The following is an 18,457-nucleotide window of genomic DNA, read 5'->3' as shown; positions in this document are numbered from 1 at the left end:
ATAAAACCGTCAATCAACAACTAGCAAACCTAAAACAAAAGTCATGGCAGAAAAAATTCTGGAGATCATCGATCTGAAAAGAGAATTCAGAATGGGTGAAGAAATTGTTCACGCACTGAAAGGGGTGACATTTACGGTAGAAAGAGGTGAATTCGTAACCATTATGGGAAGCAGCGGTTCCGGAAAATCTACCCTGCTCAATATTATTGGGTGTTTAGATAAACCCTCAGGTGGAGACTATATTCTGGATGGTATTAATATCAAAAATTTGGATCGTGATGAGCTGGCTGTTCTCCGAAATCAAAAAATCGGTTTTGTGTTTCAGGCTTACAATCTTCTTCCCAGAACGACCGCAAAAGAAAATGTAGAGCTTCCGCTTCTCTACAACTCAAAAATTTCTACAGAAGAACGCCACAAAAGAGCTATACAGGCTTTAACAGCTGTAAAACTAGAGAGCAGGATTGATCATCTTCCGAATCAAATGTCCGGAGGACAACAGCAAAGAGTCGCTATTGCCAGAGCTTTGGTGAATGAACCTGTCATGATTCTTGCAGATGAAGCCACGGGAAATCTGGATACCAGAACCTCTTATGAAATCATGACTCTCATGCAGGATCTTCACCATCAGGGACGAACCATTGTTTTTGTAACCCATGAACCTGACATTGCTACTTTCAGCAGCAGAACAGTTACTCTGCAGGATGGAAAAGTCATTAAGGATATAAAAAATGATCATATAAAGTCTGCCAAAGAAGCCCTGGAAAATCTTCCGGTAAATGATGATTACTGATCATGTAAACCAAAAAAACTACTGCAATGAACATTTCAAACCTCTTCAGAATTGCCTGGAAAGCTCTTTTAAGAAATAAGCTTCGTGCATTTTTAACCATGCTTGGCATCATTATCGGTGTGGCTTCAGTGATTGCGATGACCGCGATTGGAGAGGGCTCAAAAAAAAGCATCAGTGATCAGCTTTCATCCATGGGATCAAATATGATTACCATTCGTCCATCCAGCAATGTAAATGTTTCCGGAGGTGCCAGAATTGGTGCTTCGGGACTACAGACCTTGAAACCCCAGGATGCAGATGCCATTTCAAAAGGAGCACCTGATGTTTCTTATGTATCTCCCGCTGTACAGACCAACGGGCAGTCTATCAACGGACCCAACAACTGGCCTACTCAATTGCAAGGCGTGAATGAAGAATATTTCAGCATCAGAGACTGGAGTATTGCCGAGGGCAATCTTTTTACCAAAAAGGATGTTACTTCTTCCAACAAAGTCTGTCTCTTGGGACAAACGGTTTACAATAATTTATTTCCTAACGGCGAAGATGCGGTGGGGAGTATCATCAGGTTCAATAAAGTTCCTATGAAAATCATTGGAATTCTGGCTTCAAAAGGGTCTAATGCATTTGGACAGGATCAGGATGATGTGATCATTGCTCCATTCAATACCGTTCAGAGAAGATTTTTAGGAATTACTTATGTTCAGACCATGTATGCAGCTTCTACGAATGAAAACACGTCGCAGCAGGCTACAGATCAGGTTTCGGAGATTTTAAGAAAACAGCATAAACTGCCTGCTGATGGAAGCAATGACGACTTCAGCGTAAGAACTCAGGCGGAGCTTATCTCTACCATGAGCTCAACCAGCCAGCTTCTGACCGTACTTTTATCAGCTATTGCCGGAATTTCTCTGATTGTAGGAGGAATTGGAATTATGAATATCATGTACGTATCCGTTACAGAACGGACGAAAGAAATCGGGCTGAGAATGTCTATTGGTGCAAGAGGAAAAGATATTCTGTACCAGTTTCTTATTGAAGCCGTGCTTATCAGTATCACCGGCGGAATTCTTGGAGTACTATTAGGAATCCTGTCTTCAGAATTGGTTACTTTCTTCCTCTCCTGGCCTACTTTTATTACGGAATCTTCGATTATTGTTTCATTCATTGTCTGTGCTGTTACTGGAGTGTTTTTCGGATATTATCCTGCATTGAAAGCATCAAAACTTGATCCTATCGAGGCATTGAGATATGAATAGTTTTTTTTACATTTGGGTTGCGGGATCCGGGTTACGAGATTCGAGACTTTGAAATTTTGATTTGAGTTTCGGGATTCGGGTTACGGGATCCGGGGTTGAGAAGCCATTTTGAGTATCACTTAACAACAATAAAAAAACACTTAACACAATATGTCTGCAATCGTTTCTTCGAAAACATTTGATTTTTTAAAAAAATTAAATAAAAATAATAACCGCGAATGGTTTAATGAAAATAAAAACCTGTACACAGAATCTCAGCAAAATATTGTTTCATTTCTGGATGAGCTGATTAAGGAGATGTCCGGTTTTGACGAAGAACTTGCTAAGATTGACAGCAAAAAGGCATTATTCAGAATTTACAGAGATACCCGGTTTTCAAAAGACAAATCTCCTTATAAGACTAACTTCGGAGCTTCTCTTGGAATGGGAAAAGGAAATCAGAAAGGAGGTTATTATCTCCACATGGAACCTGGAAAATCATTTTTAGCAGGAGGAATCTATATGCCCGAATCTTCTGTTTTGAAAGAAGTACGTAAGGAAATTTCATTGTACGGAGACGATTTTCTTAAAATTCTCAACAACAAAGATTTCAAAAAACATTTTCCGGAAGTGGACCAGGATGACAAACTGAAGAAAGTTCCTCAGGGCTTTGAAAAGGAAGATCCAATGGGTGAATATCTGAAGCTTAAGAATTTTATTGTAGTCTATTCTTTGAAAGACCAAGAAGTACTCGATAAAAATGCGGTGAAAAACATGACAAAAGTTTTCAAACTCATGAAACCTTTCAATGATTTCCTGAATACGCCCTTTCTTTGATCTGTTGTCTCATCAGAGAATTAGTGAAAATTGGTATATCAAGTCTTTCAGATCAAGGGCAAAGCTATTTTTACAATTATTGTGAGTATTGGCTATGTCTAAAGCACTGAGATGTCTCTGTGACAAATTTAAATACATTAGAGTTTAGTTGATTACAAAAACAGGCACAAAGCATAACTCCTGAAAATCAGATTATTATAATTAACATTTTTTAAGAAAAGTTTTACATTTTTCCTTACCTTTGCTGTTCGCCAAAAAACTTACGATGTCTTTATACCAAAAACTCGCTGAAAAACTACAATACATAAGTCCGAATTTCTACAAAAAAAGATATTTTAAAAGTTTAAATAATCTTAGTAAAAATAATTTTTCGGAACGTAATGTAGAACCGGAATTGGTATGGATCAAAGAATACCTTCCTAAAAATGCTGTGATATTGGACATTGGTGCGAATGTAGGAACTTTCCTTTACCAGCTTGAAAACACGCTGGATCATGAGCATATTTATGGTTTTGAACCCAATAAAAAGCTTTACCGACGATTGAAAAGGCTTTTCCCGGCAATGCGCATCTTTCCTCTGGCTCTTTCTGACGAAAACAGAATTGCAGAGTTCAAAGTACCCATTATTAACGGAAAAACGATTGCTTCCCGTGGAACTTTAAATACTTCTTACAAGGAAAAAGGAGAAGAAAAAAGTTATACAGAGAAAGTGAAAGTGATCAAACTTGATGAGTGGGCTGCACTGGAACATTTCAACAGGCTTGATTTCATTAAAATAGACGTTGAAGGAAACGAAATAAAAACACTTCTCGGAGCAAAAGAAACCATCAGACAGTTCAAGCCTACTTTAATGGTCGAGATGGAACAAAGACACCACCAAACACCCATATGGAACGAAATATCTGAAGTGATGAACTGGGGATATGAAGCCAAATATCTGAACAGAAACAGCTTTATGCTGGAGAATCTTACCGAAGATATTATAACACAAAATACAAACGACGAAAAAAATAAAACTCAGTACATCAACAATATTATTTTTATACCTAAAAACATTTAAAACGACTTTATGAGTATAGTAGCGAGACAAGGCTTCAAATATTCCATTATCGGTTATATTGGGTTTTTGCTGGGCACCGTTTCCGCAATATTCATATTTCCGAATGATTTTGAATTTTATGGAAAGCTGCGCTACATTCTTCCGACTGCAGAGATGCTGGTTCCTTTTGTAGTACTGGGAATTTCCTATTCCAACGTGAAATTTTTTCATACCGTAGAAAAAGACGGTAAAAAACAGAATATGCTGTCATTATCGCTGCTGACTGTTTTTATCAACTTTCTTATTTTCACGGTTGTATTTTTTATACTCCCCTATTTTTACCCGAAATTCAGGCATTCGGAAGCATGGAAGATCAAGGAAATGATTCTTCCGTTGATTTTAATTCTTTCATTTTGTACCATTTTCAATAAATACACTTCCAATTATAAAAGAATTGTTGTTTCCAATATTTTCGACAATCTATTTCCGAAAATAGCCAACCTGGGAGCTTTCTGCCTCTTTTTCTTTGCTTTATCGCAGCATATGACTGCTGTGACATCACAGAACATTGCATTCGCTTTCTTTTTTGGAATATTCTTATTGATGCTTTTGGGCTATATTTATTACACGAACAAACTTGAAAAGATCCAGCTGGATTTCAGTACGGATTATTTTAAGAAAAATAATTTCTGGAAAGAGTTTTTCAATTACAGTTTCTTCGGATTTCTGGGAACTTTTGGAAATTATCTGGCGATCAACAGCTTTATGATCGGAGAATTTATGGGTATGGAAGAAGTAGGAATCTACTCAGTTTTATACGCCTTGATTTCATTGATCTCTATTCCACAGCTTGGATTGTTTAATATTTCTGCACCTATCATCAACAAAACTCTTGCAGATGGGGATATGGTAGAATTGGACAGATTTCATAAAAAAACGTCTTTAACGCTGTATTTTCTTGGAGCCGTTTTATTCTCCTGCATCATGGTTGGATTCCCTTACCTGACACAATTTATGCCAAAGAACGGAACCATGCTCAGAGAATATGAACCCGTAGTCTGGATCTGGGGTTCTGCCGTATTAATAGACCTGGCAACCGGATTTAATGGAAACATTATCTCTCTTTCAAAATATTATAGATTCAATATCCTGGTCATGCTTTTGCTGGCCGGACTGACTATCGGACTGAATTATTATTTCATTAAAAATACAGATTTGAAACTGATTGGAATTGCGCTATCTACAGCTATTTCTCTTACTATTTACAACGTCGTGAAAATTGTTTTCAATTATATTGTATTTAAGGTTTCACCTTTGAGCATTGAAATGATTTTTGTTTCTATCATCTGTACTTTAGCCATTACTGTAGCCATCGTTCTTCCTAATTTCAGCAGCAATCTGCTCAATCTTATTTATAAACCTGCTGTAGTTCTGTTACTGATCTATATTGGAAATTATTTCACCAAGATTTTCCCGGTTGAAGACTATCTGAATATGAAATTTATTAAAAGTGTCTTTAAGATCAAATAAATTGAAGTAAGAAAGCAGAGAATACTACTCTTCTGTAGAAATCAGGAATCAAATAGTTACATTAAGCCGTTTAAAAACTGTTCCAGCTTTTTCTGAACTTCTTTCTTGCTATACGTTTTATAAAAGTCAAATGGAGCCTCTGAAAGTGCTGTTAATTGATCAAGAATATTTCCTTTTTCAGGAATGATAAAATCAAGTTTTGACGGGTAATTCCTAGGAAAAACAGCCAATTTCCCATACGCTACGGCATCACCAAGATTTCCGGTCATTTTAGTGAGTCCATACGTTTCTTTCATGCTGAAAAACTCTGTTTCCTGCTGAATAGGACACCATAGAATATCCGCTTTCTTCATCCATTTTTCAAAGTCTTCAGAAGAAACTCTTTCGGAAAAATACGTAATCTCGATATTTTCAGGCAGCTTTTCAGATAACTGTTCAAGTCGTTTTAACTCATGTCCGTTAGCTTTTCCCAGAAATATAAACTGACAACGTTTATCTGTTTTCAGATTCTGAAGGGTTTCAAAAATATAAGCATAATCTCTTCTATTCTGAGAAACTCCTCCAGGAATGACAATCACCAGATCCTCGTTTTTAGTTTTATCAAAATCTCTTGTATAAAACAGAGGTAAAAACCGATGTCTCTCCGAAATCAGTGCTTCATCCAGTACGAAAAGAGATCTGGAGGTCTGATACACTTTAGTTTTGTAGAATAATCCTTCTTTCATCCACAATTTTAACCTGAAAATAACATCTCCTTTGAAGACACTTTTCATCAGATCTAATTTTGAGGCTTTTGTAAAATTGAGATTATGTGTAATAATTGCTGTATTGTACTTTTTTGTTATAGCTAAAAAGGTATTAAAATAACGATGTACAGTCCCTATAACAACTAAATCATACCCTTTTCCCCTTAACTGATCCAAAATCATAGAGCTGTCCGATAAGAATATAGCTTTATTGCTATGATTGATCTGATCTTTGATTTTTTTTGAAAAATAATAGTCTACCTCAAAATCCTGAGATCCCTTCATAATATCCATGAAAGCCTGAGCAATTTCTGCGTGGGTGTCTATTTCTATGTACGCTATTTTTTTCAATGGTTAAATGGTAATTAAGTTTCTATTGTATAAGTTTGGGCTAAAGCCAATTGAGTTTTTATTTTTTTGTTAAATGGGCTAAAGCCCATTCGTATTGATACATATGGTCAACGAACAAAATAATTTACCTTCTACATCTTCAGCCATTTCTTCTTCAACATTCTCCAACGTTGATCGTTAACAGCTTTTTGTTCTTCTTTCGTAATTTTCAGTTCCAATTTCTTTGATCTGCAGTTTTCATAAGACTTAATAATATCAAAGAAAAAACCGGCAGATTTGCTTTTCATCGCTTCCTTTGAAGAAGCTATATAAGCGAGAAACCTGTTGAGTCCTAAGAAATAAAAGTACCTGCCATAGTAATCTGCAGGCCGTATTGTGTAATCAGTTCCTTTTACTTTAATCAGTTTCACCTGGAGTTCCGAAAGAACAACTTCTTTCCATCCTAAGTTTTCCAATAGTATAGAATCTATATTATCCCAACCCAGTGTCTCTCTTAAGCCTCCAATATGAATGAAACATTCTTTCCGATAAGCTTTCATAGGACCTCTTACATGATGCTTATTGGAATTCCCTTCATAGACCCAGTTTCCGTCTTTTTCTACATACAAAAGTCCTCCTACCAATCCGTATCTGGGATTCCCTGCAAAGGCATTTTCTATTGCTGTCAGGTAGTTTTCCGGAAGAATGATATCGGCATCAAATTTACAGATGATATCAAATTCATCCATAGATTGAGTCTTCAGTCCACTTTTAAAAGCATGAACGACTTTAGATCCGGGCTGATGTTCAGATTCTTGAAGGGTAACGGTTTCAAAACGGGAATCAGTTTCTGTATATTTCCTGATAATTTCAGCCGTTTTGTCTGTAGAACCGTCATTCACTACCACTACTCTAAAATCTTTGCTGCTTTGCTGTTGTAAAGAATCGAGAGTAAAGGAGAGGTTGTCTTCTTCGTTATGGGCAGGAATTATGATTAAAAACCTCACGTGAATTATAAGTAATTAATGATTAAAGATCAATGATAAGAAGCTTTTTAAGACACCAATTATCATTGATCATTGATCGTTTAAAGAATTTATTTGTTATGCGGTTTCAGCATATTTTTAGGATCAAGGATTTCGTCCAGTTTTTCCTGGGAAAGAATTCCTTTTTCAAGAACAAGGTTGTATACACTTTTTCCTGTTTCCAATGCTTCTTTAGCAATTTGTGTGGACTGTTTGTATCCGATATAAGGATTCAATGCTGTCACAATACCAATGCTGTGTTTTACCATATTAAGGCAAATTTCTTTATTAGCCGTAATACCTACCACACATTTCTCACGAAGAGTATCCAAAGCATTGCAAAGGAAGTTGATATTTTCCATGATCGCATGAGAAAGTACCGGCTCCATTACGTTAAGCTGTAATTGTCCAGCTTCTGCTGCAAAAGTCACCGTAAGATCGTTCCCGAATACTTTGAAACAAACCTGGTTTACCACTTCAGGAATCACCGGATTTACTTTACCCGGCATAATAGAAGATCCTGGCTGCATTGGCGGAAGGTTGATTTCAAAAAGACCCGCTCTTGGACCTGATGAAAGCAATCTTAAATCATTACAGATTTTTGATAATTTCACGGCAAGACGTTTCGTTGCTGAAGAGTAAATTACATACGACCCCGTATCTGGCGTAGCTTCTACTAAGTTCGGAGCTGAAACAATCGGAAATCCTGTAATCTGAGCTAAATTTTTAGCACAAAGAACAGCATATCCCACCGGAGCATTTAATCCTGTTCCGATCGCTGTTGCTCCCATATTCACTTCTACGAAAAGGTCTGCATTGTTATTCAGCTTAGAAATATCTTCTTCTAAAGTAGCTGCATAGGCTTCAAATTCCTGTCCCAATGTCATGGGTACTGCATCCTGAAGCTGTGTACGTCCCATTTTGATAACATCATGAAACTCCTCTCCTTTTGCACGGAAAGCTGCGATAATTTTCTCAAGCTTTTCTACCAAACCGATGTTCATCTGCAGCAATCCCATTTTGATAGCGGTAGGATAAGCATCGTTGGTTGACTGGGAAAGGTTGATATGGTCATTCGGTGAACAGAATTCGTATTCTCCTTTATTTTTACCTAATTTTTCCAACACGATGTTTGCAATCACTTCATTCGCATTCATGTTGATGGAAGTTCCTGCCCCACCTTGGATCATATCTACCGGAAACTGGTCGTGATATTTCCCTTCTACAATTTCATCACACGCTTCTGCTATTTTGAAATACAGGTTTTCGTCTAAAAGTCCTAGTTCATAATTGGTTTTTGCTGCTGCTTTCTTTACAAAAGCCAGCCCTTTTATGAAGTCCGGATACGAAGACAAAAGTTGTCCTGAAATTTTAAAATTGTCGATAGCTCTTTGTGTCTGAACCCCATAATAAGCATCTAAAGGCACATTCAGTTCGCCTAATAGATCACTTTCTTTTCTGAAATTTTCCATTACAGATATTTTACTGTTTTTGATCGTTTAAAGATAGCAAAAACGCATCTAACCGATGCGCTTTAATTTGAATTATTTTACTGGATATTTTTGATTTAAAGCTTGCAGTATTGCCCATGTTTCGGCATCCATGATTCCATCATAATTCTGTGGACGGAAATGGTACTGGAATGCTTCAATGGTTTTCTTAGTAGCATCATCCCATTTTCCACTAAGATCCAACCCATATCCGAATTTCTGCAATCCGGTCTGAATAAGGAAAATAAAGCTGGAATCATTATATCTGGCCGTAATATCAGCTTGTGCCGGCTCAAGATAAGTTTGCTTGGCTGCCTCATCATACCACATTCCAACCTGGTACTCGTCATACAGCTTTTTCCATGGGAACATTGGCCCAGGATCCTGTTTTCTTGTAGGAGCAATATCTGAATGAGCCAATACATTGGTTGCCTGAATCTGATATCTTGTCACAATATCTTTAACCAATGCTGCTACTTTTTTCACCTGCTCATCACTGAAAGGAGCAAAGGTTCTTTTTCCCGTAGCATCTGTGGTATAACCCATATTTACAATTTCAATCCCGATAGAGGTATCGTTAAGATTCTTGTCATTTCTCCAGGCGCTTACTCCTGCATGGTATGCGCGTTTGTTTTCGTCTACCAGTTGATAAATCTCGTTATCTCCGGTATTATTTACCAGATAATGGGCACTCACTGCCTGCTGGGTAAGAACGCTAATCGACTTATCGTCCAGAAGTGCTGTATAATGTAATATTAAATAACGCTGTCTGAAGTTTTGGGCAACCGCAGGAAAATAAGTCTTCACTACTTTATATCCGGCTGGTTTTGCAGATACAATAGAACCATAACTTGCCGTATTATCATTTTTTGTTGGGTCTGCTATATTAGTAGTAAAAAAATCTACTCCATGATCAGAGACAACTTTTGGTTTTGGAGCAACCGGAGCTGTTGTCTGAACAGTCGGTTTCGCCTGTGTTACCGGGGTTTTCGGTTTGTAAGTATTTTTTTTTACATTTTGTTGAGAAGTACATGAAAAAACAAAAGTGCTTAATCCGATGATATATAATGTTTTACGCATCAGTTTGGTTTTTGGATGATTTATTACTTCAAAAATACACAAATTTTTCTTGAATTTTATTTGGTAAATAAAGAAATCTATTCTATATTTGCACTCGCAATAACGGAACAACGATCATTAAAAAATAAACAAAAAGGAGGGTTGCCAGAGTGGTTAATGGAGCAGTTTGCTAAACTGTCGACGCGAAAGTGTCGCAAGGGTTCGAATCCCTTACCCTCCGCTCACTTATATATTCGGGGCGTAGCGTAGTCCGGTCATCGCGCCTGGTTTGGGACCAGGAGGTCGCAGGTTCGAATCCTGCCGCCCCGACTGTTTTAGTAGTTTTCTCAAAACTACTCAATGGGTGCGTAGCTCAGCTGGATAGAGCATCTGCCTTCTAAGCAGACGGTCAAAGGTTCGAATCCTTTCGCGCTCACTTAAAGACTCACAATTTTTGTGAGTCTTTTTTGTTTTTATATAGCTGAATTTTATGATCTATGGATTAATATCAAACCTTGTGAACTACGCAAAAAAGTTTTGATATTATGAATATGAAAAACGTTCGATCTCTTACTCTGCGAAGCGGTAATCTAAAGTTTTTTATTTTTGCATTGAGCGATTCTGCTGAGGCATTGCGACCGATTTTTTGAATATTCTGATTGTAGATTTTTCTATATTGGGATATTTTGGAAAATAGAATTTCTATTCTCTATTTTTGGACTCAACTATTCAAATGAAGTTTTATATTCTGGTCAATACCAAAATTTCCATCATATCATCTTCCTGATAAATTTAATAAGCACTTGGTATTTCCTATTTTGAATATTATTATCAATCGTGGATCTTAAAAAACGCACACTACTTTTCTTAAGATATATAAGCCTACCCTGAAATCAATTCTAAACATTCTGGATTAAATAGATTTTTTTACACAATATGAGTTTCGAAATAAAAAAGACAAGCATTTAAAACTTAAATTAAAAAAAACTAATTAATTGCTAAAATATTGATAATATTCATTTTTATATAAAATGTTAGCTTTTATAATAATTTTATATGAATACATTAAATAATTATAAAAATTAAAATTATTAAAAAATCCAATAAAGTTTGATTCTGTTTTAATAAATGTATTTATTTGCCATAATATTCGTTGCCAAATAGATCAATACACAATGAATATAGCAAATGATTATTAACATTTTAAATTTATTTGATGAAAACAAAATCATTACAAAAATTAGGAATTTTTCAACTTCAAAACGAGAAATTATCAACAGTTTTAGGAGGGGGCCCTACTTTACCAAGTTTTGCACTTGGAGTTGAACCAACAGTTACGGGAGGTGGAGAAGTTGAACTGCCTTCAGGTCCCGGAGGTGCATGCGTGTGTACAGGTTATACAAGTGATTTGGATTTCCATAACGGAGGTATGGGGTATAATGGAACATACCAAATAAATAAATCTTGTAACCCTTAAAAAAGAAAAAAATGAGAAGCGTAATTGCTTCTCATTTTACAATTACAAATATCAATGAAAAGTATATTAGTATTTCTGTCTATAATAGTCAATTTAACAATAAGTGCTCAAGATTTTGAGATAAAAAATCAGTATCTTATTAAATATTTTGAGCTAATAAATGAAGCTGAAAATAAAATTATTATTAATGATTTAGTAAGTGCAAATAATCTCTATAAAGAAGCTTTTAAAGAATTCAAGTACCCATATGCTAAAGATTTACAAAATAGTATGAATGTGGCTTTAAGAGTAAAAGACTTTGAAAATGCTTATTATGATTACCATTCATTAAAATGTTTAGGAAAGGAGTTTGATATTAATTTTTTATCTGAAAACTTTAAAAATAACGAGAAATATAAAATAAAATCTTGTGAAAACAAGGTTGATTTGCAATATAAAAAAACCTTAGATTCACTGTATGACATTGACCAATATTACAGAAAATTGTCAGGAGGAAACTATGAAGCGTATAAAAAAGATCTTACAAAAAGTGATAGTATTACATCCACAAACTTACTTAGATTAATTCAAAAAAAAGGGTTTCCTAATGAGTACAATATTGGACTGGCTTCAGCAGACAATATGTTTTATCAAAAATTTTATTACATTATTTGGCATCAATTAGCTAATAATCACTACAGCAGTCAGAAAGTTAATTTCTCTAAGGAAATATTAAGGGCTTTGAATGAAGGAAAGATAAGACCTGACATCGCAGGGCAATTATTTGATTTAAATAATGGGACAAAGGATTATTCATTTTTTAAAATTTATCAATTTACTGTTAATAATGAGAAAACAGATTGTTGTTATATATCCGAAGCAATCTTACCAGAAAAGAGAGCTGCAGAAGTAAATACTAAAATAAAAGAGATTAATAGAAAAAGAAAATTAATAGGTCTGACATCAACTGAAGAGGAGACTCGTAAAAATATATTCTTTTTAAGTAATAAAGATTATATTTTCACGAGTATTACTATAGAAGGTTTTAAGTTTAATAATAATAATGATGCTGAGTTGTTTAAAAAGTACTTAATTAAGTTAGATGATACTACTCATTAGTGTGGATAATGATACTATGACCGATGAGATTTGTACTTGGTTGTCTTATCAAAATAAAGATTTTGTAAGACTTAATGAGAATCAATATATTACAAACGTGTTTTTTGATTTCAAAAAAGATATTTTCAAAATTTCTATTGGGGCCATTGAGTATAAATTAGAGGACTTCAGTTCAGTATTCTATAGAAATGGAGGGATCTATTACGATACAATAACAGGGGAAATAGATAGTAATTTAGTTGATTTTTATAATTCGGAACTTAAGTCTATATCGGAGTTTATCTATTATTATTTCAAGGTAAATGGAGTTAGTATATTTGGAAACCTCCTTACCAAAGAAGTTAATAAATTAGAAGTTTTACTTTTAGCAAAATCTTTAGGTTTAAAAATCCCTGACACCTATATTTTATCAGAATTGAATGACTTGGAACAGATTGACATTTCTCAGACCTATATTACAAAAGCAGTCTCTGAAATGAAGCCTATTGTCGTTGAAAATGACTTGTATCTGAATTACACATATGAAATAGACCTAAATAATACTCATGATAAAAAAGAAAGTATTATACCTTCATTAATCCAAAGAAAGATTGATTGTCTTTATGAAATAAGGGCATTTTTTTTTGAAAAGCAGATTTGGGCAATTGCTACATTTGATTTTTCAGGCAATGTTGATATCAGGAACATAAAAGAGATAGAGAAAAAGTACCTTCCTCTTGTGCTTCCATTAGAACAGAAAAGGAAAATTTTAAAATTAGCAAAGAAGCTGAACTTAAAGTGTGGAACGATTGACTTATTAAAGTCTGATGAAGATTACTATTTTTTAGAAGTGAATCCATTAGGGCAATTTCACCAAGTCAGTTATTATGGAAACTATCAGATTGAAAAATATATAGCAGATTTATTATGAAAGAAAAAAAAGAATTACATCTAAAAGGAATGGAATATTGTCTACAAGAATGGAAGAAAAGTAACAGTATATCTCAGGTTAAATATTCCGAAAATAAAGATAAAAAAAGTAGAAAAACAAAAATTTTTCGTGCACAAAAACATTATTCCCTTTTGTATTAAGTATGTTTTTAAAACTATTTGATTCAGTTAAAATTACTAGAGGTGCTAAAAATTCTATTATTTTAGATGCAAGTACTGGATTTTTACAATTCATTCCGATTGCTTTTTTTGATTTACTATCAAATGAACATCAAAACTATTCTGTATTAAAAAAACAACTAGATAATGAGAGTTTACAAACTTTAGAAGAGTACCTTAATTTCATCATAGATAATAAATTAGGGGTTATTCTAAATTCTAAGAAAGAATTATCAACTTTTAAGAATACATCAGAATTTAAAGAAACTCCTTCTCATGTTGACTATTTGATTTTAGATGTCAACAATTCTGGTGCCTTAAATGATGTGCTAATACAACAGATTTGTGATTTGAAAATTAAATATCTACAAATCAGATTTTCAGAACTGGAATTAAATGATATAATAAAAGTAATTTCTAACTTATATTTGTTTAATGATTCCAGTATTAACGAAGTATCAGTTGTTGTAAATTATGACTTAAAATTGGTTACATTTATCAATGAGAATCACTACAAAATTTCAAATAAATTTCTTCATTTTATATTGCATTCATCGAATGAACAAGATTTTCAAATTTTAGACCACGTCCATCTAAATATCATTAAAAATAAAATTAATATCCCTTTAAGTTGTGGATTGATTAATTTAAAAAATATCAATCTTAATCGTAACTTTTATCTTGAAGCAAAGCAGCATAATTCCTGCCTTCACAAAAAAATAGCAGTAGATATAGAAGGTAACATTAAAAACTGTCCTTCAATGCATCAAAATTTCGGAAACATAAGAGATACAACATTAGAAAATGCTCTAAGTCATCCTGAATTTAAGAGATATTGGAACTTAACTAAAGATAGTATAGAAGTCTGCAAAGATTGTGAATTTCGTTATATCTGTACTGATTGTAGAGCTTATACTGAACAAACTCATACTAATAGGCAAGGATTAGATACTTCCAAACCTTTAAAATGTGGCTACAATCCTTACACTGGTGAATGGGAAGAATGGAGTACAAACCCTCTGAAACAAAAAGCAATTAAGCATTACAAGATGTCGGATTTTATCAAAAAAGTCTAACCGGCTACTTGTTTTTAACAAATCATTATAAACCAATTGTCAATATGAAATATTATAATTAGTATTTCACAAAATAAAATTTTTACTTCAAAAGCTAAGGACTGAATTATTATTTATTTTGAAATAATTTTTTCCAAATAATTCTGCCAGTTTTCTTTGTAACTGCTTCCAATGGGAATTTCTATAGAGTTTATTTCAATTTCGTTCTTGGTATAAGCAGTCATTTTTTTTGTGTGAATAATAAAAGAACGATGAATTCGAATAAATTCAGAATTCAATAATTTTTCAAAAACCGAAATATTCTGTTTTATATGATGTGATTTTCCACTTTCCAAATGAATAGTTATGTAATCTTTCAGGCTTTCGATATACATAATCTCATCAAAAATAATTTTAATGTGCCTATTGCCGCTTGTTACAAAAATATGACTTTCAGATCCCGCATTAACTTCTTTCTTTGGAGTTTGAAACTGTTTAAACTTTTCTATTGAAACAAAAAAACGGTCAAAAGTAATGGGCTTCAAAAGATAATCGATCACATTAAGCTCATACCCTTCAATTGCATATTCTCTGTAAGCTGTTGTAAAAATTACTTTAGGCGGATTTTTTAATTTTTTCAAGAAATCATTTCCTTTCAGTAGTGGCATTTCAATATCTAAAAAGATTAAATCGACAGAATGATGCTCTAAAAAGGAATATGCTCTCAATGCATTTTCAAAAGAATCTACTAACTCAAAACTTTCAAAATTCGCCAAATGAGAAGCAATTAATTCTCTTGCCAAAGGTTCGTCGTCAACAATAATACATCTATGTTTCATTTGAGATAAGTAGTTTGGAATTCTAAAAGCTAATTTAATCGTTTTAAATGGTCTGTTGGCAGTATTATAATTCTTTCCCGTTTTAATTTTTCAGACAAAGCTTCACGGTATAAGACATCTGCGTTTCTTCAATTTCCAATTGATGTTTTTTTGGATATAATAAATCCAATTGTTTCCGGACGTTTTCTAAGCCAATTTTAGATTTGTCTGAAATTTGGGAAAATCCATTTTGAGGTTTCGTGTTCTCAATACTAAAAATAATTTGTCCTTTTTTGCTTTCTAAATTCAGCCTGATTGTTGCTTTTTCAGTTTCATTAACTACACCATGCTTAAAAGCATTTTCGATAAAAGTCAGCACAATCAAAGGCGAAATTTTATTAGTTTCCTGAATATCTTTCGTAAATAAAATATCCAATCGGTTTTCATCATAACGTAATTTTTCCAAAGCAATATAATTATCAATCAGTATAATTTCTTTTTCTACAGAAACATAATCTTCATTGCAGCGATATAAAACAAAGTCTAAAATCTCAGATAATTTAGCAATTACCTCAGGTGCCTTATCATCTTTTTTTAGGGTTAAAGTATATAGATTATTTAAAGTATTGAACAAGAAATGAGGGTTCAGCTGGTTTTTCAGCACCCTTAATTCTATTGACCTTTTTTCTTCTTCCAATTTTAAAAGGCGCTGTTGTTTGCGATTAAAACTTATAAATCCTAAAATAATAACGGGATATGTGATAAAAGAAAACTCTTTTAATATCAATTTGCCCGAAGTAAGACGTTCACGAACCGTCATTGTATGTCCAATCCAGTCATCAAAGAAAGTTGGAAATCTGGGTTCTAGATAATAAAATTTTAAAATTATTAAAAGAGCAAAAACAATATAAAGCCAGCCTAAGGCAGAAATTATGAAAAATAAATATCTTTTTTTATTTAATGTTTCCGGAATAATCCAGTATATCAAACCGTAAGCAACAGCGGCTTGTGCTAAAATTTTACAGGAATAAATAAAAATGAATGCATAAGAATCTTCATTATCAGATTTATTTGAGAAAAAAAACAGCAAAAAGAAAATCCAGTATAAGCAATGAAGCGCAGCCCTTTTTAAGTCAATTCTCTTGATAAAATTCATTATATATCTTAATTGACGGCAAAGTAACAAAATATAGAAATAAAGTTCGTCAATTAATCTGAATAGTCTGTTTTAGCTTCTAAAAACTGCATTTCAGCATACGAATTCAATAAAGTTTAAAAATCAATTATTTGAATGCTTAAACAGGTTCTTTAACTGTGCTCAAAACAGGATCATAATGACGTGATTATATTCGCTTAAAATAACAAAATGATCACACTTATTATTCTACCGACAGCACTGTTAAGTAATATAAAAAACTTTTAACGGGAAATGATTAAACCAACTAAACGAAATGAAAAAAGTAATTAAAAATGCAATTGGTATTCTGTTTCTAATGACTACCTTAAACCTGTTTTCGCAAGAGACCAAACAAGAAATAGTATACAGCAAGACTTCTAAACTCATACAGCCAACCTTGTTTGCTGATTTGGGAGAAACCTGCCAAACGCCAGACGGAATGGCTTTAGATAAAAAAGGCAATCTATTTTTATCGATCACAAATCCAACTACATTTGATCAGTATGGAAGCAGAATTCTAACTTTTGATAAAAATGACAAACCCGTCATTTGGTTCGATCAGCTTCCTTTGCATCCTATTACTAAAAAAGTACATCCAATGGGAATGGAATTTGGTCCCGATGGAAATTTATATGTAATGGATAATCAATTTTTTACAGGGAATGAAAATTTTTCAAGATTGATTCGGATTAATGTAAAAGACGGAAAACCTGTAAATGCTGAAGTTTTGGTTGAGGGATTTAATTTCGGAGAAGCCGTAAGATGGTATAAAAACCGGGTTTATATAACGGATGCATTATTTAAAAACAGAAGAGGAAGCGGAATTTACAGCTTTACAATGAAACAATTAAATTCTAAAAATATCACTTTAGATACAGCCAATAAGAAAAATTATATCATTGCAACTTTTACTTTAAAACCAGAAGTTACGAAAAACACGATAGGAATTGACGGGATTGCTTTTGATAAAAAAGGAAATTTATACGCTGGAAATTTTGGAGATGGCGTTATTAATAAACTAGAATTTGACAAAGACGGAAAAGTAAAATCGAATACAATAGTTTTCGATTCAGATCAGTTAAAATGCTGTGACGGTTTTTTTTATGACGAAAAAAGAAATTCGATTTTTATCGCCAATTATGAGAACAACAGTGTACATCAGCTTAACTTAGATACTAATACAATTTCGCTGATTTGGGAAAATGACAATGCAGACGGTTCCGATGGAAAACTGGATAATCCTTGTGAAACTATTATCTATAAAGGGAAATTATTAGTAGTTAATTATGATACTTTTCAAGGAGAAAAAAATAAAGAAGCAGATGCTTTTCATACAATATCAAGCTTTGATCTGAAAAATTGAATTGAAATTAAATAGTAAGAAAAAAATCAAGCAATTAAGCAGACTAAGGCATCACCTTAGCCCTAAAAATGTTCGATAATGATCCTGCCATAACCACTTAAAGGCTCACAATCTTTGTGAGTCTTTTTTGTTTTTCATAGACTTCATTAAAATCTTATGCAAGAAAACTATTAGAGCCTGTTTAAAAACGGTATAAAAAAAGAGTAAGGGTTACTCATTGGCTTAAAAATGTCAATTTAGAGCTGCAAAACAAAAAAATTGATGTATCCAACAGACTTAACTCTTACTCAGTGGCAATT

16 protein-coding genes and 3 tRNA genes are annotated in these 18,457 nt (G+C 33.4%); 13 read left to right on the top strand and 6 right to left on the bottom strand.

Features of this window, described 5'->3' with window-relative positions:
- Positions 1 to 43 precede the first annotated feature (43 nt).
- The 5 genes from C1634_RS16585 to C1634_RS16565 all read left to right on the top strand — a co-directional run bounded on the left by C1634_RS16585 (position 44) and on the right by C1634_RS16565 (position 5,431).
- The gene (locus C1634_RS16585; RefSeq protein WP_103234414.1) at positions 44 to 790 is read left to right on the top strand and encodes an ABC transporter ATP-binding protein; all 747 of its coding nucleotides are present in this window, start codon (positions 44 to 46) and stop codon (positions 788 to 790) included.
- Positions 791 to 816: 26 nt separating this feature from the next.
- Positions 817 to 2,046, top strand: a complete 1,230-nt coding sequence (locus C1634_RS16580) for an ABC transporter permease (RefSeq protein WP_103234415.1) — start codon at positions 817 to 819, stop codon at positions 2,044 to 2,046.
- Positions 2,047 to 2,196: 150 nt separating this feature from the next.
- Complete coding sequence (locus tag C1634_RS16575) at positions 2,197 to 2,862, top strand: DUF2461 domain-containing protein (protein WP_109738782.1); 666 nt, start codon at positions 2,197 to 2,199, stop codon at positions 2,860 to 2,862.
- Positions 2,863 to 3,127: 265 nt separating this feature from the next.
- Complete coding sequence (locus tag C1634_RS16570; RefSeq protein WP_109738781.1) at positions 3,128 to 3,922, top strand: FkbM family methyltransferase; 795 nt, start codon at positions 3,128 to 3,130, stop codon at positions 3,920 to 3,922.
- Between the two features lie 9 nt (positions 3,923 to 3,931).
- On the top strand, positions 3,932 to 5,431 hold the full coding sequence (locus C1634_RS16565) for a lipopolysaccharide biosynthesis protein (protein WP_109738780.1): 1,500 nt from the start codon (positions 3,932 to 3,934) through the stop codon (positions 5,429 to 5,431).
- A 56-nt stretch (positions 5,432 to 5,487) separates the two neighbouring features.
- On the opposite strand, the gene C1634_RS16560 is transcribed toward C1634_RS16565, so the two are convergent.
- From C1634_RS16560 to C1634_RS16545, 4 genes are all read right to left on the bottom strand, one after another.
- Positions 5,488 to 6,528, bottom strand: a complete 1,041-nt coding sequence (locus tag C1634_RS16560; RefSeq protein WP_109738779.1) for a hypothetical protein — start codon at positions 6,526 to 6,528, stop codon at positions 5,488 to 5,490.
- 131 nt (positions 6,529 to 6,659) lie between these two features.
- The gene (locus C1634_RS16555) at positions 6,660 to 7,514 is read right to left on the bottom strand and encodes a glycosyltransferase (protein ID WP_103232475.1); all 855 of its coding nucleotides are present in this window, start codon (positions 7,512 to 7,514) and stop codon (positions 6,660 to 6,662) included.
- Positions 7,515 to 7,603: 89 nt separating this feature from the next.
- Positions 7,604 to 9,004, bottom strand: coding sequence for an aspartate ammonia-lyase (aspA, locus tag C1634_RS16550; RefSeq protein WP_103232476.1), 1,401 nt, complete (start codon positions 9,002 to 9,004; stop codon positions 7,604 to 7,606).
- Positions 9,005 to 9,076: 72 nt separating this feature from the next.
- Positions 9,077 to 10,102, bottom strand: a complete 1,026-nt coding sequence (locus tag C1634_RS16545) for an N-acetylmuramoyl-L-alanine amidase (RefSeq protein WP_103232477.1) — start codon at positions 10,100 to 10,102, stop codon at positions 9,077 to 9,079.
- Positions 10,103 to 10,237: 135 nt separating this feature from the next.
- Between C1634_RS16545 and C1634_RS16540 the strand changes: the two genes are divergently transcribed.
- The 7 genes from C1634_RS16540 (at position 10,238) to gwsS (ending at position 14,821) form a co-directional block, all read left to right on the top strand.
- Positions 10,238 to 10,322 (top strand) — tRNA-Ser (locus tag C1634_RS16540).
- Between the two features lie 14 nt (positions 10,323 to 10,336).
- Positions 10,337 to 10,411: transfer RNA gene (locus tag C1634_RS16535), tRNA-Pro, on the top strand.
- Positions 10,412 to 10,443: 32 nt separating this feature from the next.
- Positions 10,444 to 10,517 (top strand) — tRNA-Arg (locus C1634_RS16530).
- Between the two features lie 780 nt (positions 10,518 to 11,297).
- Positions 11,298 to 11,558, top strand: a complete 261-nt coding sequence (locus C1634_RS16525) for a hypothetical protein (protein ID WP_103235468.1) — start codon at positions 11,298 to 11,300, stop codon at positions 11,556 to 11,558.
- A 54-nt stretch (positions 11,559 to 11,612) separates the two neighbouring features.
- A complete protein-coding gene (locus tag C1634_RS16520) occupies positions 11,613 to 12,656 on the top strand; it encodes a hypothetical protein (protein ID WP_103235469.1) in 1,044 nt (347 codons plus the stop codon).
- Positions 12,640 to 13,566: an ATP-grasp domain-containing protein gene (locus C1634_RS16515; RefSeq protein ID WP_123921491.1), complete on the top strand. Its 927-nt coding sequence runs from the start codon at positions 12,640 to 12,642 to the stop codon at positions 13,564 to 13,566. The genes C1634_RS16520 and C1634_RS16515 overlap by 17 nt, the downstream gene beginning before the upstream one ends.
- Positions 13,567 to 13,729: 163 nt before the next feature.
- A complete protein-coding gene (gene gwsS, locus C1634_RS16510; RefSeq protein ID WP_103235465.1) occupies positions 13,730 to 14,821 on the top strand; it encodes a grasp-with-spasm system SPASM domain peptide maturase in 1,092 nt (363 codons plus the stop codon).
- Positions 14,822 to 14,934: 113 nt separating this feature from the next.
- On the opposite strand, the gene C1634_RS16505 is transcribed toward gwsS, so the two are convergent.
- Both C1634_RS16505 and C1634_RS16500 read right to left on the bottom strand, forming a co-directional pair.
- On the bottom strand, positions 14,935 to 15,639 hold the full coding sequence (locus C1634_RS16505; protein ID WP_103235466.1) for a LytR/AlgR family response regulator transcription factor: 705 nt from the start codon (positions 15,637 to 15,639) through the stop codon (positions 14,935 to 14,937).
- 82 nt (positions 15,640 to 15,721) lie between these two features.
- A complete protein-coding gene (locus C1634_RS16500) occupies positions 15,722 to 16,774 on the bottom strand; it encodes a sensor histidine kinase (protein ID WP_109738777.1) in 1,053 nt (350 codons plus the stop codon).
- A 295-nt stretch (positions 16,775 to 17,069) separates the two neighbouring features.
- Here C1634_RS16500 and C1634_RS16495 point away from each other — a divergent pair, with 295 nt between their 5' ends.
- A complete protein-coding gene (locus C1634_RS16495; protein WP_109738776.1) occupies positions 17,070 to 18,158 on the top strand; it encodes an SMP-30/gluconolactonase/LRE family protein in 1,089 nt (362 codons plus the stop codon).
- The last annotated feature ends 299 nt before the right edge of the window (positions 18,159 to 18,457 follow it).

It is taken from the genome of Chryseobacterium viscerum (assembly GCF_002899945.2).
Lineage (GTDB): Bacteria > Bacteroidota > Bacteroidia > Flavobacteriales > Weeksellaceae > Chryseobacterium > Chryseobacterium viscerum.
This window is presented reverse-complemented; position numbering and strand designations above follow the sequence as displayed.

Bases quoted from the DNA above. Each gene is read 5' to 3' on its own strand.
- C1634_RS16585 (WP_103234414.1), top strand. From the start codon at position 44: ATGGCAGAAAAAATTCTGGAGATCATCGATCTGAAAAGAGAATTCAGA.
- C1634_RS16580 (WP_103234415.1), top strand. From the start codon at position 817: ATGAACATTTCAAACCTCTTCAGAATTGCCTGGAAAGCTCTTTTAAGA.
- C1634_RS16575 (WP_109738782.1), top strand. From the start codon at position 2,197: ATGTCTGCAATCGTTTCTTCGAAAACATTTGATTTTTTAAAAAAATTA.
- C1634_RS16570 (WP_109738781.1), top strand. From the start codon at position 3,128: ATGTCTTTATACCAAAAACTCGCTGAAAAACTACAATACATAAGTCCG.
- C1634_RS16565 (WP_109738780.1), top strand. From the start codon at position 3,932: ATGAGTATAGTAGCGAGACAAGGCTTCAAATATTCCATTATCGGTTAT.
- aspA (WP_103232476.1), bottom strand. From the start codon at position 9,004: ATGGAAAATTTCAGAAAAGAAAGTGATCTATTAGGCGAACTGAATGTG.
- C1634_RS16545 (WP_103232477.1), bottom strand. From the start codon at position 10,102: ATGCGTAAAACATTATATATCATCGGATTAAGCACTTTTGTTTTTTCA.
- C1634_RS16525 (WP_103235468.1), top strand. From the start codon at position 11,298: ATGAAAACAAAATCATTACAAAAATTAGGAATTTTTCAACTTCAAAAC.
- C1634_RS16520 (WP_103235469.1), top strand. From the start codon at position 11,613: ATGAAAAGTATATTAGTATTTCTGTCTATAATAGTCAATTTAACAATA.
- C1634_RS16515 (WP_123921491.1), top strand. From the start codon at position 12,640: ATGATACTACTCATTAGTGTGGATAATGATACTATGACCGATGAGATT.
- gwsS (WP_103235465.1), top strand. From the start codon at position 13,730: ATGTTTTTAAAACTATTTGATTCAGTTAAAATTACTAGAGGTGCTAAA.
- C1634_RS16505 (WP_103235466.1), bottom strand. From the start codon at position 15,639: ATGAAACATAGATGTATTATTGTTGACGACGAACCTTTGGCAAGAGAA.
- C1634_RS16500 (WP_109738777.1), bottom strand. From the start codon at position 16,774: ATGAATTTTATCAAGAGAATTGACTTAAAAAGGGCTGCGCTTCATTGC.
- C1634_RS16495 (WP_109738776.1), top strand. From the start codon at position 17,070: ATGAAAAAAGTAATTAAAAATGCAATTGGTATTCTGTTTCTAATGACT.